Here is a 21610-nt window from a genome sequence, read left to right on the forward strand (position 1 = left end):
TTCCGTACCGCACGCACTGCACGCACTACACGCACCGCACGCACCCGCATGTACCGCTGGAGGCCTTCCCGTGCCCGCGCACGCCCCCGACACCGCATCCGACTCCGACTCCGCCGACCTCCTCGGCCGCGAACGGGCCCACCTGGCCGCCTCGCGCTCCGCGCTGCGCGCCATGCGCGAGGACGTCGAGGCCCTAGACATCCGCGACGTCACCGCGAACTGGGTCAACGCCATCGTCCTCCAGGCGCAGATCGACGACCGGATCAAGGCCCTCGCCGACCTCGCCCACACCCCGCTCTTCTTCGGCCGCCTCGACTACCTGCACGCCCCGGGCGCCGCCCTGGCGGAGGGCGCCGAGGGCGAGCAGTTCTACATCGGCCGCCGCCACGTCCACGACGCCGACGGCGACCCGATGGTGATCGACTGGCGCGCGCCGGTCTCCCAGCCCTTCTACCGCGCCTCGAAGACCGACCCGCAGGACGTCGGGCTGCGCCGCCGCTTCGGCTACACCGGCGGCGAGCTGACCGCGTACGAGGACGAGCACCTCTCCGACCCGGCCGAGTCCGCGGCCGTCAGCAAGCTGCTCCAGCAGGAGATCGAGCGCCCCCGCGTCGGCCCCATGCGCGACATCGTCGCGACGATCCAGCCCGAGCAGGACGAGATCGTCCGCTCCGGCCTGTCCGGCTCGGTCTGCGTACAGGGCGGCCCCGGCACCGGGAAGACCGCCGTCGGCCTGCACCGGGTCGCGTACCTGCTGTACGCGCACCGCGAGCGCCTCGCCCGCACCGGGACGCTGGTCATCGGGCCGAACCGTTCCTTCCTGCACTACATCGAGCAGGTCCTGCCCGCGCTGGGCGAGCTGGAGGTCAAGCAGGCCACCGTCGACGACCTCGTCGCCCGCGAGGGCCTGGAGGTCCGCGGCGCCGACGCCGCCGCGACGGCCGTGGTCAAGGGCGACGCCCGGATGGCGGAGGTGCTGCGCCGCGCGGTCCGCTCGCACGTCACCGCGCCCGCCGAGCCGCTGATGGTGGTGCGCGGCTCGCGCCGGTGGCGGGTTCCCGCGTACGAGCTGGAGGAGATCGTCACCGAGCTCCAGGAGCGCGACATCCGCTACGGCGCGGCCCGCGACGCGCTGCCGCAGCGGATCGCGCACGCCGTCCTCGTACGCATGGAGCAGGCGGGCGAGGCGCCGGACGACCGGGTGCAGGACGCGGTGGCCCGCAACGCGGCGGTGAAGGCCGCGGTCAAGGCGGTCTGGCCGGCGGTCGAGCCGGCGAAGCTGGTGCTGCGGCTGCTGTCGGACGCGGAGTTCCTGGCGGAGCACGCGGACGGGGTCCTCACGGAGGACGAGCAGAAGCTGCTGCTGTGGCCGAAGCCGTTCCGCAGCGTGCGGTCGGCGAAGTGGTCGGCGGCGGACCTGGTGCTGATCGACGAGGCGGCGGACCTGGTGGAGCGGACGCATTCGCTCGGCCACGTCGTCCTCGACGAGGCGCAGGACCTGTCCCCGATGCAGTACCGGGCGGTGGGGCGCCGCTGCACGACGGGCTCGGCGACGGTCCTGGGCGACCTCGCGCAGGGCACCACCCCGTGGGCCACGCGCAGCTGGGACGAGGCGCTGACGCACCTGGGCAAGCCGGAGGCGGTGCTGGAGGAGCTGACGGCGGGCTTCCGCGTGCCGCGCGAGGTGATCGCGTACGCGTCGCGGCTGCTGCCGGCGATCTCGCCGGGGCTGGCGGCGGTGTCGTCGGTGCGTGAGGCGCCGGGGTCGCTGACGGTGGCGGCGTGCGCCCCGGAACAGCTGACGGCGGACGTGCTGGCCGCCTGCCGGGCCTCGCTCGCGCACGAGGGGTCGATCGGGCTGATCGCGGCGGACGCGCGGGTGCCGGTGCTGGCGGAGGCCCTGGCGGAGGCGGGGCTGGCGTACCTCGCGCCGGGCGAGGAGACGACGGCGGAGTCCCGCCTCACCCTCGTCCCGGCGTCGCTGGCGAAGGGTCTGGAGTACGACTACGTGGTCCTGGACGAGCCGGCGGCGATCGTCGACGGCGAGCCGGACGAACGGACGGGGCTGCGGAGGCTGTACGTCTGCCTCACCCGAGCCGTCTCGGGCCTCACGGCGCTCCACGCGGCCCCCCTGCCGGGGGCGCTGGCGCTCGCCTGACCTCCCGCTCGCCCGGCCCGGCCCGGCTTGGCGCCGCTGCGCGGGGCGAGGTCCCCTACCCTCCCCCCAGACTCCGTCCGGGGGGAGGGTAGGGGAGGGTAGGGGACAGCCCCGCAGGGCCCGCACCCCGGCCCGCACCCCGCCCCCGCCCGGCAGGGCAAGGGCTAGCCCAGCGCCGCTCGCCACTCCGCGACCGCCGCCGCGGAGACCGGCCGGTCCCACCCGGAGGGACGGGCCGCGCCGCCGATGTGGAAGGCGTCGACGCCCCCCTCCCGCAGCACCGGCAGGTGCGACAGGGCCAGGCCGCCGCCGACGAGGATCCGCGGCCCGTACCCCGGCTCACCGCGCCGGCCCGCCGCGGCTTCCGCCAGCAGCACCGCCAGCCCGTCCTCGACGCCGGCCGCCGCGCCCGCCGTCAGGTACGTGTCCAGCCCCGGCAGCTCCGCGAGGGCCTTGCGCAGGCCGTCCCGGTCCGCCGCGCGGTCGATGGCCCGGTGGAAGGTCCAACGGCAGCCGTCCAGCTCCGCGAGCACCGCCTCGACCGCGTCGAGGTCGGGGCTGCCGTCCGGGTGCAGGAAGCCGAGGACGAACTCCTGCGCGCCCTCCGCCCGCAGCCCTCGCGCAGCCTCCACCAGCTTGGAGACGTCGCCCGCCGCGAACCCGTCGGACTTGCGGAGCATCACGCGCAGCGGGATGTCGACCGCCGCCCGGATCGCCGCGAAGGTCTCGCGCGGCGGGGTGAGCCCGTCGGCGGCCATGTCGGTGACCAGTTCGAGTCGGTCCGCCCCACCTGCCTGGGCGGCGACCGCGTCCTCCGCGTCGAGGGCGATCACCTCCAGGAGCGCACGGTTGCTCATGTGATCCATCCCATCCTTATGCCCATATGGAAAATAGGTCTAGTCCAATATCCAGGGTACGGGCCCCACCCCGCGCTCCACCAGCAGAATCGCGTCACCCCCACAATGTCCGCATGAACACGCCCGACACCGCCGCCCTCCGCGCCCGCTGGGACGCGACCGCCACCGCCGCCGGCGCCACCCGCGACCCCGCCCCCTACGCCGACCGCCTCCTCACCGCCTGGGCCGAGCCGCAGCGGCGGTACCACACCACCGCCCACCTGGCCGACGTGCTCGCACGGATCGACGTACTCGCCGGCCACGCCGCCGACCCCACCGCCGTCGAGCTCGCCGCCTGGTTCCACGACGCCGTCTACCGCCCCGACCGCTCCGAGAACGAGGAGCGCAGCGCCGCCCTCGCCGAGCGCGCCCTGCCCGAGCTGGGCGTCGGCGCGGCCCGCACCGCCGAGACCGCCCGACTGGTCCGGCTCACCGTCACCCACGACCCCGCCCCCGGCGACACCAACGGCGAGGCCCTCTGCGACGCCGACCTCGGCGTCCTCGCCGGCGCCCCGGACGCGTACACCGCCTACGCCGCCGCCGTCCGCGCCGAGTACGGCTTCGTCCCCGACGAGGCCTTCCGCACCGGCCGCGCCGCCGTGCTGCGGCAGCTCCTCGCCCTCCCCCGCCTCTTCCGCACCCCGTACGGCACCGCCCACTGGGAGGCCCCGGCCCGCCGCAATCTGGACGCCGAGCTGGCCGCCCTGACCTGACATACGGGACGGCGGCCGGGAATGCGCCCCACTTCGAGGCGGTTCGGGAAGAACATGCCCGCAGCCTCCGCACGACCCCCGTCCCGTATGCCCGTGGCCGTCTACATCCTCGGCCTGTCCGTCTTCGCGCTCGGCACCAGCGAATTCATGCTGTCCGGCCTGCTCCCGCCCATCGCCGAGGACATGGACGTCACCATCCCGCAGGCGGGCCTGCTGATATCCGCCTTCGCGATCGGCATGGTGGTCGGGGCGCCGCTGCTGGCAGTCGCCACCCTGCGCCTCCCGCGCCGCACCACCCTCATCTCCCTCATCAGCCTCTTCGGCCTCGGCCAGGTGGCGGGCGCACTGGCCCCCTCGTACGCGTTCCTCTTCGCCTCCCGCGTGGTGTCCGCCCTCGCCTGCGCCGGGTTCTGGGCCGTCGGCGCGGCCGTCGCCATCGCCATGGTCGACAAGGACCAGCGGGCCCGCGCCATGGCCGTCATGATCGGCGGACTGTCCATCGCCAACGTCCTCGGCGTCCCGGCCGGCGCCTTCCTCGGCGAGCAGTTCGGCTGGCGCTCCGCCTTCTGGTCGGTCGGCGCCGCCTCCGCCGTCGCCCTGGCCGGCATCCTGGCGCTGATCCCGAAGATCCCCCTGCCCGAGGAGAAGCCCCGCCTCGGCCGCGAGCTGCGCATCTACCGCGACCGCCAGGTGTGGCTGTCCATCGGCATCACGGCCCTGGCCGCCGGCGGCGTCTTCTGCGCCTTCAGCTACCTGTCGCCGCTGCTCACGGACGTGGCCGGGCTGGACCCGAAGTGGGTGCCGTGGATCCTCGGCCTGTTCGGCGTCGGCGCGCTGATCGGCACCACCATCGGCGGGCGGATCGCCGACGCGCACCTGTTCGGCGTGATGCTCTGGGGCATCACCGCCTCGACGGTGTTCCTCGGGGCCCTCACCGTGCTGGCCTCCAGTGCCGCCGCCGCGATCACCCTGTCGTTCCTGCTCGGCGTCTCGGCGTTCTTCACCGCGCCGGCGCTGAACGCCCGGATGTTCAACGTCGCCGGCGCCGCCCCCACCCTGGCCGGAGCCACCACCACCGCCGCGTTCAACCTGGGCAACACCGGCGGCCCCTGGCTCGGCGGCACGGTCATCGACGCCGGCTTCGGCTTCTCCGCCCCGGCGTGGGCGGGCGCGGCCATGACCGTCACCGCGATCGCCCTCACGGTCATCGCCCTCCGCCTGGAACGGCGCGGCTCGACCGGTGCGACACGGGTCGTCGCCGGCTCGGCCGCCACCGGCAAGGTGCCGACGGACGCCGTCCGCACGTGAGGTGAGGTGAGGTGACCTGGGGCTCAGGCGGCCGGCGGGCGGTGTTTCGGCCGGCGCAGGCCCGCCGCCGTGAGGCGGCGGACCAGTTCCTTGCTGCCGATCTCCACCGCGCCCGCCGCCACCGCGTCCGCGTAGCGGTGCGAGGGCACGTCGTAGTGGTCCCGCTCGAAGGCCCGCGGCGGGCAGCCGATGCCCGCCGCGAAGGCGTGCAGCTCCTCGTACGAGACGTCGCTGACCAGGTGCGACCACAGGCGGCCGTGGCCCGGCCAGACCGGCGGGTCGATGTACACCGTCACCGGCGGCTCACCGGCCCGGGTGGAAGACGGGGCCGAGACCGCCGACCGCCGCCACCCTCACCCCGGCCTCCGAGCACACCCAGTGCGGGTCGGGCCCCAGCTCCGGCTCCACGTCCAGCGCGTGCGGGTCCCCGTGCGCGCAGACGGGGCACAGCGGCCAGCGCCCGTACTTCTCCAGCAGGGCGTCCTTCACGTCCTGCGCGACGAGTCCGGCGAGGTAGTCGACTCCCTCCGGCCACTGCTCCACCCACCACCGGCGGTGCGTGACCGAGTCCTCGACGAGGGATACGACATCGGCATCGGCGACCTCACCTGCGGCGAGATCGGCGAGAACGAGCGCACGGGCGACATGCAGCGCCTGCTCCAGGGGGGTCGCGTGGTCCATGGGGACATTGTGTCCCCGGACCGGGCCCCAGACGAAGGGCCTCTTTACATGTAATTTGCTCGAATTTTCTATTATTTGTCCTCCTGGATCGACGTACCTGTCCTCCCGGATCGACGCCGCCCCCCGCCGGGGCGTGCCTTCTTGCCCCCGGCCCCGCCGGGAAATACGTTCCAGCCGTGAGCGAGAACCGCACCACCGCGTACGCCGACCTCCGCGCGCAGCTCGACACGCTGACGACCGAGGCCTTCCGGCCCGAGCTGGCGGAGATCGACCGGCTCCCCACGCTGGAGATCGTGCGCGCCATGAACGCCGAGGACGCCACCGTCCCCGCCGCCGTCGCCGCGCAGCTGGAGCCGATCGCCGCCGCCGTCGACGCGATCGCCGAGCGGATGGCCCGCGGCGGCCGGCTGGTCTACGCGGGCGCCGGGACCGCCGGCCGGCTCGGGGTGCTGGACGCCAGCGAGTGCCCGCCCACCTTCAACACCGACCCGGCGCAGGTCGTCGGCCTGATCGCGGGCGGCCCCGGCGCCATGGTGCGGGCCGTCGAGGGCGCCGAGGACTCGCGGGAGCTGGCCGCCGCCGACCTGGCCGCCCTCGCCCTGACCCGCGACGACACCGTCGTCGGCGTCTCCGCCTCCGGCCGCACCCCGTACGCGATCGGCGCCGTCGAGTACGCCCGTACGCGCGGCGCGCTCACCGTCGGACTGTCCTGCAACGCCGGATCCGCCCTGGCCGCGGCCGCCGAGCACGGCATCGAGGTGGTCGTCGGGCCCGAGCTGCTCACCGGCTCCACCCGGCTGAAGGCCGGCACGGCGCAGAAGCTCGTACTGAACCTGATCTCGACGGTCACGATGATCCGCCTCGGCAAGACGTACGGGAACCTCATGGTCGACGTGCGCGCGACGAACGAGAAGCTGCGCGCCCGCGCCCGCCGCATCGTCGCGCTGGCCACGGGCGCGCCCGACGAGGAGATCGAGGCGGCGCTCGCGGCGACCGGCGGCGAGGTGAAGGACGCCGTCCTCGTCGTGCTCGGCGGCGTCGACGGGCCGGAGGCGGCCCGGCTGCTCGCCGGGGCGGGCGGGCACCTGCGCGACGCCCTCGCCCGAGTCCAGGACCCGACAGCACGGTAGCCGCCCTCCCACGCAAGGCGAGTACATGCCCACTGACAAGAACCGCGCCACCGCCGCCGCGCTCCTCCCCCTGGTCGGCGGCCCGGACAACATCGACTCCGTCGCGCACTGCATGACCCGCCTGCGGATCGGGCTGCGCGACCGCTCGCTCGTCGACGACGCCGCCCTGCGGGCCGTGCCCGGGGTGCTGGGCGTCGTCGAGGACGACACGTACCAGATCGTGCTGGGGCCGGGGGCCGTCGCCCGGGTCACGCCCGAGTTCGAGGCGCTGGTGGAGGCGGGCCGGACACCACCTGCGGCAGTCACCGCCGGGGACCTCGCCGAGCGGGGCGCCGCGCTGAAGGAGGCGCGGAAGGCGCGCAACGCCACCCCGTTCAAGCTGTTCCTGCGCCGCATCGCGAACGTGTTCGTCCCGCTGATCCCCGCCCTCATCGGCTGCGGGGTCATCGCGGGCCTGAACGGCCTGCTCGCCAACCTCGGCTGGGCCCCGGCCCTGGTACCGGCCCTCGCCGCGATCGCGTCCGGGTTCATGTCGCTGATCGCGGTGTTCGTCGGCTTCAACACCGCCAAGGAGTTCGGCGGCACCCCCGTCCTCGGCGGGGCCGTCGCCGCCGTCATCGTCTTCCCCGGGGTGGCGAAGATCGACGCCTTCGGCGAGCACCTCTCCCCCGGCCAGGGCGGGGTCCTCGGCGCGCTGGCGGCGGCACTGCTCGCGGTGCGCGTGGAGCGGTGGTGCCGGCGCCGGGTGCCCGGGACGCTGGACGTGCTGGTCACGCCGACCCTCACGGTCCTCGTCACCGGGCTGGTCACCCTCTACGGGCTGATGTTCCTCGCCGGTGAGGCCGCCGCGGCGATCGGCTCCTTCGCGAACTGGCTGCTGGCCGCGGGCGGGGCCCTCGCCGGGCTGGTGCTGGGCGGGCTGTTCCTGCCGCTGGTGATGCTGGGGCTGCACCAGGCGCTGATCCCCATCCACACCACCCTCATCGAGCAGTCCGGCTACACCGTCCTGCTGCCGATCCTCGCCATGGCCGGCGCCGGCCAGGTCGGTGCCGCCCTCGCCGTCTACCGCCGCCTCCCGCGCAACGGCTCCGTCCGCAGCACCATCAAGTCCGCGCTCCCGGCCGGTTTCCTGGGGGTGGGCGAGCCGCTCATCTACGGGGTCTCGCTGCCGCTGGGCCGCCCGTTCGTCACCGCCTGCGTCGGCGGCGCGGCGGGCGGGGCCTTCGTCGGGCTGTGCAACCAGCTGGGCGTGGTGTTCGGCTCGAAGGCCATCGGCCCGTCGGGCTGGGCGCTGTTCCCGCTGCTGGACGGTACGTCGGGCATGGGCGTGACCGTCGCCGTCTACGCGGGCGGCCTCGCGGTGGGGTACCTGGCCGGCTTCACCGCGACGTACTTCTTCGGGTTCACGAAGCAGATGCTGGCCGACCTGGACACCGACGCGGGACCCGCCGCCCCGCCCGGCCCGGCCGGTCCCGCCGCCGCGAAGGAGCCGGTGCCGGCCTGATCAGCCGCCGCCCGCCCGCCCGTGCAGCACGGCGGCCAGCCGCAGCGCGGTGTCGATGTTGCAGCGCCCCAGGTCGACGAGCGGCAGCCCGTACGACCCCGCGGCCGAGACCCGCTCGACGTCCAGGGACGGGAAGACCACTCCCACCCCGTGGAGGGCGTCCTTCAACTGCCGTACGGCCTCCTCGGCCGCCCGCATCCGCTCCTGCGGGGTGAGCATCATGACGTGTCGCCTCTCTCCTGCGGGTGTTGGGGTCAGGCACACAGAGTGGCGATCATGGGCGCGGCCTTCAACCGGCCCCCCGGCCCGCCCGGGCCGTCCGACGGCCCGGGTCACCAGCCCCAGACGGGCAGGACCTCGAAGGTCGGGAACAGTTCGTCGTCGGCGTCCAGGTTGACGAAGACGTAGGCCCCGGGCGGACCCGGCCGGAACGTGAAGCGGCTGCCCAGCGGCATCTCGCGCAGGACCGTCGCCTCCTCCCGGCGCCCGCCGTCGTCCCGGCCGAGCCGGGTGAGGTACGTCCACCAGTGGTCGGTGGAGACCACGGCGACCTCGCCCGGCTGCTCGGCGGGCGCCAGCCCGAGGACCCGCTCCTCCCCGAGGCCGCGCTGCCAGGCGCGCCGGCCGTCGGTGAGGGAGTACGCGGCCACGCCCGACTTCTTCCCGGTCTTCACCGCGCTGACCAGCAGGCCGTCCGTCACCAGCGGCTCCCCCTCCAGGGCGGCGGCGGGGACCTGGCCCCGGATCGCGCCCCCGGCGTCGAAGAGCAGCACCGCGTCCGTGCCCAGCGGCACGGACTCCTTGACGCGGACGGCGAGCGGGGTCGCGGACAGCACCCGCAGCTCGGACAGCGGGCTCGCCGTCGGCAGGGCGGTCTCCCACGCGCGGGCTCCGGTACGGGCGTCGACGGCGACGACCCGCGACCTGGCACCGCCCCCGCACTCCTCGACGTACACGACGGGCCCGACAGCACCGGCCCCAGCGGCCCCGGCACCGGCACCGGCCCCGTGGCGCCCGCCGCTCCCGGCCCCGTCCACGGCCCCGACCCGGCAGTCGGCGGCGACGGGCAGCCGCCAGAGCTCCCCACCCTCGCGCAGGTCGAGGCCGAGCACGGCGTCCGGCTGCGCCAGGACGGCGGTGCCGCCGACCGCGGCCACCGGCTGCCCGGCCGTTTCCCGGGTCCAGAGCCTGCGCCCCTCCGTCAGCTCGACGGCCGTGACCCGCGCGCCACAACCGCGGGCGCCCTCCTCGTGGACCACGAGCCCGATGCCCGCGGAGGTGGCGCGGCCCAGCGCGCACAGGGGGGCGCGGTCGGGGGCGGGGAGCCGCCAGCCGTGCCGGCCCTCGCCGTCGAAGGCGACGAGCCCGTCCACCCGGGCCCGTACGAGCAGCCCGCCCCCCTGGTCCGGCGGGGCCCAGACGCCCAGCGGCTTCGCCGCGCCCGAGCCGTCGGCCATCTGCCAGCCGGAGACGTACATCTGCGGGCCGCGCATCCACTCGTAGGCCCGCCAGCCGGGCCACAGCGCGGCCAGCGCGACGACGACGGCGACGAGCCGAACGAGGCAGGAGCGGCGCGGCTCCTCCTTCGCGTCCTTGACGAACGCCCAGGCCAGGACCGTGAGGAGCCCGGTGGCAGGCGTGAAGAGGAACAGCCAGCCCATGCCGCGCGGGCAGGTGTCGGAGTCGCACTCGTTGCCGGGCATGTCGACGAACGACAGCTTCCAGAAGAGGACGAAGTACATCAGCGTCACCGCCCCGAAGGCCGCGGCGACGCAGACCCACCACAGGATGACGAGCCGCTGGGACAGTGCCGTTCTCTTGTTCATGATCCCCCCGGCCGCAGCCTAACGACCGGGGCCGGGCGGGTACGGCACTACGCCCGGAGGACGCGCAGCTGCGACACCTCGTACGACATCTCGGTGAGGCCCGGCCCGGGGGCGGGGTGGTAACGGCCGGCGGAGACGGACAGGTTGACGATGAGGTACGCGTGCCAGCCGCGGCCGACACCCCGCCCGTCGGAGTAGACGCGCATGCCGTTCACCCACCAGATGACGGACCTGCGGCCGAACTCCACCTTCAGGTCGAGCCGGGCGCCGGGGCGCACGGTGGGGTCGCGGAGGTAGCGGTGCGCCTCGCGGACGTGGTTGGACAGTTCCAGCAGGTCGGGGTTGTCGGGGTGGTACTCGAAGACGTCGATCTCCTGGCCGCCGTCCCGCCAGGTCCAGATGGCGGGCCAGGCGCCCAGCTCCTCCGGCAGCCGGACGCGGGCCTCCAGCACGTCGCCGGTGCGGACCTCGAAGCCCTCGTCGCTGCCCTCGGTGGTGAGCAGCCCGGCGTCCCAGTTCCCGTCGGGGCGCAGGGTCGCGCGGAAGGTGCCGGAGCGGCTGTAGGCGGGGTCGGCGGTGAGGTGGTCGAGCTTGTTGTCGCCGGGGTTGACGGGGCCGCCGTCGGGATAGGCCCAGGAGCGGCCGGCCACCCACTGGGTGGGGGAGGTGAAGTCGGCGGTGAAGACGGGGGACGGGCGGCGCGACGCCACGCGCCGCAGCCATGCGACTGGTTGCGGGAGCATGCGGTACATATGCCCGGAAGGCACCCGGAATCAACCGCCGTTCTCACGGAGCGTAGTAGTACGACAGCGCTTCGGAGCGGCCCGCACCGCGCGTCCCCCTTGCTGGACCGGCGTTGCGTACGCCCCCCGGCACCGGGGTGCCGGAGGGCGTACGGACGGGGAGGCGTGACGGCCGGTCAGGTCCCGGGCGCGCACGTGAGCGTGAACGTCAAAGAGTCGGCCACGTTGTCCGCCGAGAGGTTGACGACCACCTTGGGGGCCGGTTCCGTGGGCGCGGCACGCGTGGGGGACTTGACCACGAACGGACCGGTCGGGGTCTCCGGGGCGTTGAACTTGAGGGACGGCGCGGCCTGCTTGCCCTGGCCCGACCAGAAGTAGTCGACCTCGCCGGTTCCCGTACCGGTGAACTTGCCCTGGAACGTGACGTTCTGCGGCTTGGAGCAGTCGACCGCTGCGGGAGTGGTGGACGCGCCCGTGATATCCGCGTCGGTGATCCGGACCTTGACGGGCGCGGGCGTCCTGGGAGCCTTGGTGCAGCCGGTCGTCAGCTCGTTCTTGCCCCAGCCGCTCTTCACCGTGTAGGCGCCCTTCTTGACGTCCTCTTCCGTGACGGAGCCCGCACCATCAGCGTTGCGCTGGAATTCCTCCGGGCCCGAGACCCTGAGCAGCTGACCACCTTTGAAGCCGGTCATCACCAGGTCGTACTCGACGGGATTCGTGCCGGGGGCCACCACGAGCTTGCAGGCCCCCTGGGGGGCGGGGGCGGCCCGGGCCGCCATCGTGGACGGCATGGCAACCGCGGTGACCAGGAGCGGGGCGAGAAGTGCATAACGGGCACGCCTGTTCATGCGTTCCCTCCTTGCCGGGAAAGCCTTGACGGGTGAAGCGGACATCTCGGTAGCACGAGGGCGCCACGAGGCAGGGGCAAGGGGCCAAAGGTCAGGGCCGGGGGCCGGGGGCCGGGGGCCGGGGGCCGGGGGCCGGGGCGTGACGGGTGGGGAAGGAGGGCGCAGGGCCTCGCGCGCCCCGATGCGCCTGCCCGGGCCGGTCGGTTCACCGGTCCGACTCCGCAGCCCCCGGGAGCGACGTCCTGTTACAGGCTAGCTCCGCGGCTTGAGGGCGGCATGCCGAGCCGCCCACGGCCGCCGACCACCCGTTCGTTCACCCGCGCGACGGGCCCCGCGCCGCCTCGATGAAGGCGCGGATGAGCTCCGGGGACTTCACCCCGCGCTCCCGCTCGACCCCGCTGGAGACGTCCACACCCCAGGCACCGGTCGCCCCGAGGGCCTCCCGCACGTTGCCCGGGTTCAGCCCGCCGGCCAGCAGCCAGCGCCCCTCGGGCGCCGTGAACTGCTCGGATCCCCAGTTCCAGGGCTTGCCGGAGCCGGGGTCGGGGGCGTCGATGAGGAGCAGGTCCTCCCCGTACTCGCCGCAGCGCGCGACGTGCTCGGCGGTGGCGCGCAGCAGCGTGCGCCCCGGCGCCCGCAGGTGCGCGTAGTGGTCGGCGGGTTCGTCGCCGTGCAGCTGTACGCCGCGCACGCCGCTCTCCTCGGCGAGCCGGCGCACCTCCTCGACGGGCTGCCCCCGGAACACCCCGACGGTCAGCACCCCGTCCGGCACCCGCGCTGCCAGCTCCCGCGCCTGCGCGGCGCCGATGGTCCGGGGGCTGCCGGGGGCGAAGACGAACCCGACGGCGTCGGCTCCGGCCTCCACGGCCACGTCGACGTCATGGGGGGTCTTCAGCCCGCAGATCTTGACGAACACGCTCTTCCCGTCGCTCATGCCCGCAAGTCAACCAAACGCCGCTCTGCCACGCCGATACGTCCACCCTCCGGGCGGCCCGCCCGGCCCCGGGGCTCAAGCCGCGAGAGTCCGAGCGCTTTGTCTGTGGAATGGGTGGTGGGCGAAGCCCACCACCACCCACCACCCTCCCCAACCACCGCCCATACCAGGCCGGATGACGATCCGTGACCGGCTTGCCACGCAGGGCCATCAGGCCCTACCTTGCGGCTGGAAACGAAAATCGGCCCCCGCCGGTGCGCCAACACCGAAACGAGGGCCTGACCAAACGAGATCGGACTCAACGATCCACGATGGATGACGTTCAGCTTAGTGCTGCCCCGCACCCCCAGGCCAAGCCCGGCTACGGCAAAATCGCCGCCCCGGAGCAAGCGCCCCGCACCGCCCGCGACTTCGCGCACCTCCCGGCCCGCGAGGCGGCCGTCGCCGGGTACCTCGACCGGCTGCCGGACGGCGCCGACATCAGCGTGAAGACCCTCGCCGCGGTCCTGCCCCTGTGGGGCCAGTGCGCCCTGCGCACCGCCCTGAACCGGCTGGCCACCGCCGGGCACCTGCACCGCGTACGGCAGCGGCTGCCCGGCGAGGTCACCCGCTGGGTCACCCGCACCTACTTCTCCCGCACCCCCCGCGACGGCGCCTGGTGGGCCCGGTTCACCCAGAGGGATTCCCCCGCACCGACGGCCCCACCACCACCCTCACCGGTACCTCCGGCCCCGCCGACGAACCCGGCCCTGGCTACCGCCACCGCCCCAGGCGACCCCGACGCCTACGGCATCCTCGCCTCGCTCGGCGGCGCCGCCCCCGCCCTGGCCCTCTCCAAGGCCGACTGCACGGCCCTCGCCCCGCTCCTGGTCCCCTGGCTGGCCCGGGGCATCTCCCCCGACCGCATCCGGCTCGCCCTCACCGCCGGCCTGCCCTCCCCGGTCCACCACCCGGCGGCCCTGGTCCGCAAACGCCTGGAGTCCAAACTCCCCGCCGCACCACCGCCACCGGCCCCGGCGCCGCCCCCGGCCCGCGCCGAGTGCACCGAATGCCGCGCCCCCGGCCCGCCCGGCGCCTTCACCGACGGCCGCTGCCGCGCCTGCCGCCCCGAAGCCCCCCGCCCGCCGGTCTTCACCCCGTCCCTCACCCCGGCGGAGGTCCACGCCCACGCGTCCCGCGTCCGAGAAAGGAACCGCCGATGACCGCGCACGCCGAGATGTCCCTGACGGACTTCGAGACGCTGGCCCGCCGCGCACCCGAGACGGTGACGCTCGAATTCATCAACGGAAAGCTGGAGGTCAAGCCGGTGCCCGACGGAGATCACGACGAGATCATCATGTGGGTCGCGGACCAGTGCATGGCTCACCGCCCCGACCTGCGCCTGTACCGCGAGCGTGGGCTCCGCACCGAGCAGTACCGCAACGGCCGCGCCCGACCCGGTCGGGTTCTCCCTCGCCACCGAGGCGCTCAAGGACTACGCCCACTGATCCCCCCGCCCCCGGGAAACGCCCGAGGGCGGCACCCCCTCCACCGGGAAGGGGTACCGCCCTCGGTCGAGAACAGCCGATCAGCCTGGGGCCGATCAGAAGTCCATGTCACCGCCCGGCATGCCGCCCGGAGCGGCGGCGGCCTTCTCCGGCTTGTCGGCGATGACGGCCTCGGTGGTCAGGAAGAGCGCGGCGATGGACGCGGCGTTCTGCAGCGCGGAGCGCGTGACCTTCGCCGGGTCGATGATGCCCTCGGCGATCATGTCGACGTACTCGCCGGTGGCGGCGTTCAGACCGTGGCCGACGGCCAGGTTGCGCACCTTCTCGACGACGACGCCGCCCTCGAGACCACCGTTGACGGCGATCTGCTTCAGCGGGGCCTCCAGCGCGAGCTTCACGGCGTTGGCGCCGGTCGCCTCGTCACCGGTGAGCTCCAGCTTCTCGAAGACCGAGGAGGCCTGGAGCAGGGCCACGCCACCGCCGGCGACGATGCCCTCTTCGACGGCCGCCTTCGCGTTGCGAACGGCGTCCTCGATGCGGTGCTTGCGCTCCTTGAGCTCGACCTCGGTCGCGGCACCGGCCTTGATGACGGCCACGCCGCCGGCCAGCTTCGCGAGGCGCTCCTGGAGCTTCTCGCGGTCGTAGTCCGAGTCGGAGTTCTCGATCTCGGCGCGGATCTGGTTGACGCGGCCCTGGACCTGGTCGCTGTCACCGGCACCGTCGACGATGGTGGTCTCGTCCTTGGTGATGACGACCTTGCGGGCGCGGCCGAGCAGGTCGAGACCGGCGTTCTCCAGCTTGAGGCCGACCTCCTCGGAGATGACCGTGCCGCCCGTGAGGATGGCGATGTCGCCGAGCATGGCCTTGCGGCGGTCGCCGAAGCCCGGGGCCTTGACGGCGACGGACTTGAAGGTGCCGCGGATCTTGTTGACGACCAGGGTCGACAGGGCCTCGCCCTCGACGTCCTCGGCGATGATCAGCAGCGGCTTGCCGGACTGCATGACCTTCTCCAGGAGCGGCAGCAGGTCCTTGACCGAGCCGATCTTGGAGTTGACGATCAGGATGTACGGGTCGTCGAGGGACGCCTCCATACGCTCCATGTCGGTGGCGAAGTACGCCGAGATGTAGCCCTTGTCGAAGCGCATGCCCTCGGTGAGCTCCAGCTCCAGACCGAAGGTCTGGGACTCCTCGACGGTGATGACGCCTTCCTTGCCGACCTTGTCCATGGCCTCGGCGATGAGCTCGCCGATCTGGGTGTCGGCGGCGGAGATGGAGGCCGTGGAAGCGATCTGCTCCTTGGTCTCGACATCCTTGGCCTGGGCCAGCAGGGCGGCGGAGACGGCCTCGACGGCCTTCTCGATACCGCGCTTGAGGGCCATCGGGTTGGCACCGGCGGCCACGTTGCGCAGACCCTCGCGCACGAGCGCCTGGGCGAGAACGGTGGCGGTGGTCGTACCGTCGCCCGCGACGTCGTCCGTCTTCTTGGCGACTTCCTTGACCAGCTCGGCGCCGATCTTCTCGTACGGGTCCTCGAGCTCGATCTCCTTGGCGATGGAGACACCGTCGTTGGTGATCGTGGGGGCGCCCCACTTCTTCTCAAGGACGACGTTGCGACCCTTGGGGCCAAGGGTGACCTTGACGGCGTCGGCGAGCTGGTTCATGCCACGCTCGAGACCGCGCCGGGCCTCCTCGTTGAACGCGATGATCTTGGCCATGTGAAGTGGTCCTCCCGGACAGGGGTGGATTGCTCCGGACCGCGCCCGCGCCCGCGACGGACGGCCTGCGGATCCGGCGGTTCCGTCCCGCCGGGCCCTGCGGGCCTCACCGGCCCGGTCCTCGTTTTAGTAGCACTCTCACCGGGAGAGTGCTAACGCCAATGATTAGCACTCGGCCCCCACGAGTGCAAGCGGCTTCAGGCAACACGCGGGCGGCGCGGCGGCGACACGGGGCGACACGCAGGAGGGGCCCACATCCCTGTCCAGGATGTGGGCCCCTCAAGCGTCTGTGCGTGCGTCGGTGGCCGATCGCGTTCGCTCCGACTCAGCCGGCCGCGAGCTTGACCATGTCCGCCTGCGGACCCTTCTGGCCCTGCGAGATCTCGAACTCGACCCGCTGACCCTCTTCAAGGGTGCGGTACCCGTCCATCTGGATGGCGCTGTAGTGGACGAACACATCCGCACCACCGTCGACCGCGATGAAGCCGTAGCCCTTCTCCGCGTTGAACCACTTGACGGTGCCCTGAGCCATGCCTAACTCCCCTATTACTGGCCCTTGCGCAGGACCGCACTTCGCGGTCCCGGGTCAGAACTTGCGCCGGAACGCCTCGACCGCGGCTGAATGTATCCGCACCGGTGCTGTCAGCAACAGGTCAATCCGACGAGAAATCTGGACACACGGAAAGCTGGAAATAGGGTGAAAACTTGGCATATTCCAGGGCAACTCGGGCCAGACAAGCCGCACCAAAGGCCCAAAAGGCGCGCTCATGTTGACTCAATGTCAACCATCCGAAGGCCCGCTCATATGCGGCGGGCAAGAACAGCGGAGGGGACTGCCCCAACTCTACCGCGCCCAATCAAGCAGAATTGCCCCCTCCACTTTTAGCGGAGGGGGCAATTCTGTTCTGAACGCGTCAGTCGCGGATCAGCAGCCGCCGGCACTGTGCCGGTCTGGTCAGCCTCCGGCGACGGCCGGGATGATCGAGACGCCGGCGCCGTCGGGCGTCGCCGCCTGCAGGCCGCCCTCGAAGCGCACGTCGTCGTCGTTGACGTAGACGTTCACGAAACGGCGCAGCTTGCCCTGGTCGTCCAGGACGCGCGCGGCGATGCCCGGGTGGCTCTTCTCCAGGGACTCGATGACCTCGGCGAGGGTCGCGCCCTCGGCCGGGACCTCGGCGGCGCCGCCCGTGTAGGTGCGCAGGATGGTGGGGATGCGGACGTTGACGCTCATGGCGCTACCGCCTTTCCGGATGTGTCAGGGGGAAGGGTCAGGCCAGGCCGGCGGCGCGGAACGCGTCCAGGCTCGGGCGGATGGTGGCCGTCTGGCCGCTGTCCGCGGCCACCGCCTCCAGGGTCTTGAGACCGTCACCGGTGTTCAGGACCACCGTGGTCAGCGCCGGGTCGAGCTGCCCGTTCTCGATCAACTTCTTCGTCACGCCGACGGTCACGCCGCCCGCGGTTTCGGCGAAGATGCCCTCGGTGCGCGCCAGGATCTTGATGGCCTCGACGACCTGCTCGTCGTTGACGTCCTCGACGTAGCCGCCGGTGCGCCGCGCGATGTCCAGGACGTACGGGCCGTCCGCCGGGTTGCCGATGGCCAGGGACTTGGCGATGGTGTTCGGCTTCTGCGGGCGCACCACGTCGTGGCCGGCCTTGAAGGCGGTGGACACCGGGGAGCAGCCCTCGGCCTGGGCGCCGAAGATCTTGTAGGGCTTGTCCTCGACGAGGCCGAGCTTGACCAGCTCCTGGAGACCCTTGTCGATCTTCGTCAGCTGGGAGCCGGACGCGATCGGGATGACGATCTGGTCGGGCAGCTGCCAGCCGAGCTGCTCGCAGATCTCGTACGCCAGGGTCTTGGAGCCCTCGCCGTAGTAGGGGCGCAGGTTGACGTTGACGAAGCCCCAGCCCTCGCCCAGCGGGTCGCCGATGAGCTCGGAGCAGAAGCGGTTGACGTCGTCGTAGTTGCCCTCGATGCCGACCAGGTCGCCGCCGTAGACACCGGCCATGACGACCTTGCCCTGCTCCAGGTCGTGCGGGATGAACACGCAGGACCGGAAGCCGGCGCGGGCGGCCGCGGCGCCGACGGCGCCGGCCAGGTTGCCGGTGGAGGAGCAGGACAGGGTGGTGAAGCCGAAGGCGCGGGCGGCCTCGACGGCGATGGCCACGACGCGGTCCTTGAAGGAGTGCGTCGGGTTGCCGGAGTCGTCCTTGACGTAGAGCTTGCCGGTGACGCCCAGCTCCTTGGCCAGGTTCTCGGCGTCCACCAGCTTGGTGAAGCCCGGGTTCAGGCTCGGCTTGGAGGCCACGTCCACCGGGACGGGCAGCAGCGGCGCGTAACGCCAGATGTTGTTCGGACCGGCCTCGATCGCGGCGCGCAGGGCCTCCGGGTCGCCGAGCGGCAGCTCGTAGGCGACTTCCAGGGGACCGAAGCACTCGACGCAGGCGAAGATGGGGCCGAGCTCGAAGCGGGTACCGCACTCGCGACAGGAAAGTCCGGTGGCGGGTCCGAGGTCGACAGAGGTGGCGACAGTCTGTGCAGCCATGATGGCGAGGCCCTTTCTCCTCATCTTCCCCATGGCGCACTTCGCCATGAGACGGAATTGGCACCTTCCCTAGCCGGGGCCTCGCGCTGGCGAGAACCGACTGGAGGGTTGCCGGGGCTTCAACGGGCCGTGTCCCTCTGCCCCTCTGGATGAGCGGTATGGCACCGGACACACGCGCTCTGTGGCGCGCCGGTGCGTTTGTGCGCGGGACCCCCGGCATGCGGTGGTCTCTCGCGTTGTTCAAGACTGTAACCGAAGGGACGGGTGGTTGAGACAGCCGTCCGAACCGCGAGATGGATCACAATTCGGCCCAAATAGCCGAGTGCCGCAGAGCCCGCGGAACCCGCGGAGAGAAGCCCAAGGGGTGCTGAGAGTGCTGGATGAGGTGGAGCGCTGGCTGGCAGACCGCTCCTGGTCCGCCGCCGACCGACCGCTCGACCAGCTGCTCGACCGGAAACGGGCGGCCGGGACGACGGTGAGCGTGGTGCTGCCCGCGCTCGACGAGGAGGCCACCGTCGGGGAGATCGTCGAGATCATCCGGCGCGACCTGATCGAGGCCCCGCCGGTCCCCCTGGTGGACGAGCTGGTGGTCGTCGACTCCGGCTCCACCGACCGTACGGCCGAGGTCGCGGCCAAGGCCGGCGCCCGCGTCGTCCACCGCGACTCGATCCTGCCCCGCATCCCGGCCCTGCCCGGCAAGGGCGAGGTGCTGTGGCGCTCCCTGCTGGCCACCACCGGCGACGTCGTCTGCTTCGTCGACGCCGACCTGCGGGACTTCGACGCCGCCTTCGTCTCCGGGATCGTCGGACCGCTGCTCACCGACCCGCAGGTGCAGTTCGTCAAGGCCATGTACGACCGCCCCCTCGGCGACGCCCCCGGCCAGGGCGGACGCGTCACGGAGCTGGTGGCCCGCCCGCTCCTCAACCTCCACTGGCCCCAGCTGGCCGGCTTCGTCCAGCCGCTGGGCGGCGAGTACGCCGTACGCCGCTCCCTGCTGGAACGCCTCCCCTTCCCCGTCGGGTACGGGGTGGAGCTGGGGCTGCTCGTGGACGCGCTGCACACGGTCGGCCTGGACGCGCTGGCCCAGGTGGACGTCGGGGTCCGGCTGCACCGGCACCAGGACGGGCAGGCCCTGGGCCGGATGGCCGCCGCGATCTACCGCACCGCGCAGCTGCGGCTCTCCCGCGGGCACTCCCCCAGCTACCGCTGGGGGTACCCCCACGTCCGGCCGGAGCTCACCCAGTTCGAGCGGGGGCCGGACGGGTTCGTACCGCGCACGTACGCCGTGGACACGGAGGAGCGGCCGCCGATGGCGGAGATCGAGGAGTACGCGGTCCGACGGGTGGCGTGACCCCCAGGCGCGCCCCCGCCTTGACCAGTACGTGATGAACCGGACATTTCCCGGACGTTTGAGCGAGCGGGCCCCGGGCTAGGTTCGCGGCATGGCTTCTCAGGTACTCGTCGCCGCCAACCGCGGCCCGCTCTCTTACGCCCTCGCCGCCGACGGCACCCTCAGTGCCCGGCGCGGCGGCGGCGGCCTCGTCTCCGGCCTGTCCGCGGCGCTCGCGGCGCAGCCGGAGGCCCTGTGGATCTGCGCGGCCCTGTCCGAGGCCGACCGGGAGGCCGTCCGCCGGGGCGTCTCCGAGCCGGGCGTCCGGATGCTGGACATCCACCCGGCGGTGTACGACGACGCGTACAACGGCATCGCGAACTCCGTGCTCTGGTTCACCCACCACCACCTGTACGACGTCCCCCGCGAACCCGTCTTCGACGCCGGGTTCCGGCGCCGCTGGGCCTCGTACACCGCCTACAACCGCGCCTTCGCCGAGGCCCTGGCCGAGGAGGCCGCGGAGGGGGCGTCGGTGCTGGTCCAGGACTACCACCTCGCCCTGGTCCCGGGACAGCTGCGGGAACTGCGCCCGGACCTGCGGATCGCGCACTTCACGCACACTCCGTGGGCGTCGTGGGAGTTCCTGGGCATGCTCCCGGACGACATCAGGAAGGAACTGGTGTGGGGAATGCTGGGGGCGGACCGCCTCGGGTTCCACACCGAACGCTGGGCGCTCAACTTCGTCAGCGGCGCCACCATGGACGACGAGCGCGGCGTCGCGGACTCGTACGTCCCCCGGAACAGCGGCCCCGGGGTCAACCACCGCAGGATGACGGCGGACGGCTGGTACGGGGAGAAGCGGTTCACCGCGGCGACCGCCTACCCCCTCGGGGTAGACGGCGACGACCTGCGCTCGCTCGCCCACCGGCCGCAGGTCGACGACAAGCTGGCCGCGCTGCGCGCGGAGGTCGGCGACCGCAAGACGATCGTCCGCGTCGACCGCACCGAACTGTCGAAGAACATCCTGCGCGGACTCCTCGCCTACCGCGAGCTCCTGACCACCCACCCCGAATGGCGCGGCCGCGTCGTCCACCTGGCCTCCGCCTACCCGTCCCGGCAGGACCTGAAGGTGTACCGGGACTACACCGAGTCCGTGCGCGAACTGGCCGAGGAGATCAACGCGGAGTTCGGCACGGACGACTGGCAGCCGGTCCTCGTCTCCGTCCAGGACGACTTCGCCCGCTCCCTCGCGGCGTACCGCCTCGCCGACGTGGCCCTGATCAACCCGGTCCGGGACGGCATGAACCTCGTCGCGAAGGAGATCCCGGTCGTCTCGGAGGCGGGCTGCGCCCTGGTCCTCTCCACGGGGGCGGGAGCGTACGAGGAACTCGGCCACGACGCCCTGACGGTCAACCCGTACGACGTCACGGCGACGGCGGAAGCCCTCCACAAGGCCCTCTCGATGCCGGCCCCGGAACGCGCGGAACGCACGAAGCGCCTGGCAGCAGCCGCCACGGCCCTCCCCCCGGCGGCCTGGTTCGAAGCCCAGCTGGAGGCCCTGCGGGGGTAGGGGCGAGGGCTCGCGGTACGGGCCGGCTGTCTCCCCCGCGAGGGGGTGGGGTCGGGCGGTGTTTGCCCACCCGCCCCCTTGTCTGCGGGCCGGTGGGCTGGGGGGCGGGATCCCCTCGGGCGGTAGTCAGGGAGGGTTTGGGGGTTTCCCGTCAGTCCCATCGTCCTTCCGGTTCGGGCCGTCCTGTCAAGGGCGCTCCCTTCGGTCGCGTCGCTTCGCGATCG

The 21610-nt window shown here is 72.8% G+C and carries 20 protein-coding genes and 1 riboswitch; of the genes, 8 read left to right on the plus strand and 12 right to left on the minus strand.

The genetic code is table 11. The features are described from left to right. Positions 1-70: 70 nt before the first annotated feature. Positions 71-2158, plus strand: coding sequence for a HelD family protein (locus tag ACQKM2_RS37320; RefSeq protein WP_427717759.1), 2088 nt, complete (start codon positions 71-73; stop codon positions 2156-2158). A gap of 164 nt (positions 2159-2322) precedes the next feature. Here the strand turns inward: ACQKM2_RS37320 and ACQKM2_RS37325 are convergent, their stop codons facing one another. Further along, positions 2323-3015 carry a copper homeostasis protein CutC gene (locus tag ACQKM2_RS37325; protein WP_427717761.1) on the minus strand — a complete coding sequence of 231 codons (693 nt, stop codon included), beginning with the start codon at positions 3013-3015 and terminating at the stop codon, positions 2323-2325. 113 nt (positions 3016-3128) lie between these two features. Here ACQKM2_RS37325 and ACQKM2_RS37330 point away from each other — a divergent pair, with 113 nt between their 5' ends. Together ACQKM2_RS37330 and ACQKM2_RS37335 are read left to right on the plus strand one after the other, a co-directional pair. Further along, positions 3129-3767, plus strand: coding sequence for an HD domain-containing protein (locus ACQKM2_RS37330; protein WP_427717763.1), 639 nt, complete (start codon positions 3129-3131; stop codon positions 3765-3767). Between the two features lie 87 nt (positions 3768-3854). Next, the gene (locus ACQKM2_RS37335; RefSeq protein ID WP_427717766.1) at positions 3855-5075 is read left to right on the plus strand and encodes a Cmx/CmrA family chloramphenicol efflux MFS transporter; all 1221 of its coding nucleotides are present in this window, start codon (positions 3855-3857) and stop codon (positions 5073-5075) included. 23 nt (positions 5076-5098) lie between these two features. On the opposite strand, the gene ACQKM2_RS37340 is transcribed toward ACQKM2_RS37335, so the two are convergent. Together ACQKM2_RS37340 and ACQKM2_RS37345 are read right to left on the minus strand one after the other, a co-directional pair. Continuing rightward, a complete protein-coding gene (locus tag ACQKM2_RS37340; protein WP_007265566.1) occupies positions 5099-5371 on the minus strand; it encodes a DUF4031 domain-containing protein in 273 nt (90 codons plus the stop codon). 7 nt (positions 5372-5378) lie between these two features. After that, positions 5379-5756 carry a hypothetical protein gene (locus ACQKM2_RS37345; RefSeq protein ID WP_125604175.1) on the minus strand — a complete coding sequence of 126 codons (378 nt, stop codon included), beginning with the start codon at positions 5754-5756 and terminating at the stop codon, positions 5379-5381. 176 nt (positions 5757-5932) lie between these two features. Here ACQKM2_RS37345 and murQ point away from each other — a divergent pair, with 176 nt between their 5' ends. Next, positions 5933-6886, plus strand: a complete 954-nt coding sequence (gene murQ, locus ACQKM2_RS37350; protein WP_427717770.1) for an N-acetylmuramic acid 6-phosphate etherase — start codon at positions 5933-5935, stop codon at positions 6884-6886. Between the two features lie 25 nt (positions 6887-6911). Beyond that, positions 6912-8390 (plus strand): PTS transporter subunit EIIC, encoded by a 1479-nt coding sequence (locus ACQKM2_RS37355; protein ID WP_427717772.1) that lies wholly within the window; start codon positions 6912-6914, stop codon positions 8388-8390. Here ACQKM2_RS37355 and ACQKM2_RS37360 read toward each other — a convergent pair whose 3' ends face one another. The 5 genes from ACQKM2_RS37360 to ACQKM2_RS37380 all read right to left on the minus strand — a co-directional run bounded on the left by ACQKM2_RS37360 (position 8391) and on the right by ACQKM2_RS37380 (position 12741). Next, positions 8391-8612: a hypothetical protein gene (locus tag ACQKM2_RS37360; RefSeq protein ID WP_427717774.1), complete on the minus strand. Its 222-nt coding sequence runs from the start codon at positions 8610-8612 to the stop codon at positions 8391-8393. A 110-nt stretch (positions 8613-8722) separates the two neighbouring features. Next, positions 8723-10216: a PQQ-binding-like beta-propeller repeat protein gene (locus ACQKM2_RS37365; protein ID WP_427717776.1), complete on the minus strand. Its 1494-nt coding sequence runs from the start codon at positions 10214-10216 to the stop codon at positions 8723-8725. A gap of 47 nt (positions 10217-10263) precedes the next feature. Beyond that, positions 10264-10959, minus strand: a complete 696-nt coding sequence (locus ACQKM2_RS37370; RefSeq protein ID WP_427717779.1) for a beta-glucanase — start codon at positions 10957-10959, stop codon at positions 10264-10266. Positions 10960-11135: 176 nt separating this feature from the next. Then, complete coding sequence (locus ACQKM2_RS37375; protein WP_427717781.1) at positions 11136-11807, minus strand: hypothetical protein; 672 nt, start codon at positions 11805-11807, stop codon at positions 11136-11138. A gap of 313 nt (positions 11808-12120) precedes the next feature. Next, positions 12121-12741, minus strand: coding sequence for a phosphoribosylanthranilate isomerase (locus ACQKM2_RS37380; protein WP_427717784.1), 621 nt, complete (start codon positions 12739-12741; stop codon positions 12121-12123). Positions 12742-13052: 311 nt separating this feature from the next. On the opposite strand from ACQKM2_RS37380, the gene ACQKM2_RS37385 reads away from it, so the two are divergent. After that, a complete protein-coding gene (locus ACQKM2_RS37385; protein WP_427717786.1) occupies positions 13053-13943 on the plus strand; it encodes a hypothetical protein in 891 nt (296 codons plus the stop codon). A gap of 380 nt (positions 13944-14323) precedes the next feature. Here the strand turns inward: ACQKM2_RS37385 and groL are convergent, their stop codons facing one another. From groL to thrC, 4 genes are all read right to left on the minus strand, one after another. Next, positions 14324-15943 (minus strand): chaperonin GroEL, encoded by a 1620-nt coding sequence (gene groL, locus ACQKM2_RS37390; RefSeq protein WP_007265555.1) that lies wholly within the window; start codon positions 15941-15943, stop codon positions 14324-14326. 325 nt (positions 15944-16268) lie between these two features. After that, positions 16269-16475: a cold-shock protein gene (locus tag ACQKM2_RS37395; protein WP_008743607.1), complete on the minus strand. Its 207-nt coding sequence runs from the start codon at positions 16473-16475 to the stop codon at positions 16269-16271. A gap of 423 nt (positions 16476-16898) precedes the next feature. Then, positions 16899-17174, minus strand: coding sequence for a MoaD/ThiS family protein (locus ACQKM2_RS37400; RefSeq protein WP_427717789.1), 276 nt, complete (start codon positions 17172-17174; stop codon positions 16899-16901). Between the two features lie 37 nt (positions 17175-17211). After that, complete coding sequence (gene thrC, locus ACQKM2_RS37405; protein ID WP_007265552.1) at positions 17212-18486, minus strand: threonine synthase; 1275 nt, start codon at positions 18484-18486, stop codon at positions 17212-17214. A gap of 17 nt (positions 18487-18503) precedes the next feature. Continuing rightward, positions 18504-18642, minus strand: a riboswitch (SAM riboswitch). Between the two features lie 217 nt (positions 18643-18859). Here thrC and ACQKM2_RS37410 point away from each other — a divergent pair. After that, positions 18860-19837: a glucosyl-3-phosphoglycerate synthase gene (locus ACQKM2_RS37410; protein ID WP_427717791.1), complete on the plus strand. Its 978-nt coding sequence runs from the start codon at positions 18860-18862 to the stop codon at positions 19835-19837. A gap of 91 nt (positions 19838-19928) precedes the next feature. Then, positions 19929-21386: an alpha,alpha-trehalose-phosphate synthase (UDP-forming) gene (locus tag ACQKM2_RS37415; RefSeq protein ID WP_427717793.1), complete on the plus strand. Its 1458-nt coding sequence runs from the start codon at positions 19929-19931 to the stop codon at positions 21384-21386. Positions 21387-21610 lie beyond the last annotated feature (224 nt).

Source organism: Streptomyces sp. NPDC004126, from assembly GCF_050275515.1.
Taxonomy (GTDB): domain Bacteria; phylum Actinomycetota; class Actinomycetes; order Streptomycetales; family Streptomycetaceae; genus Streptomyces.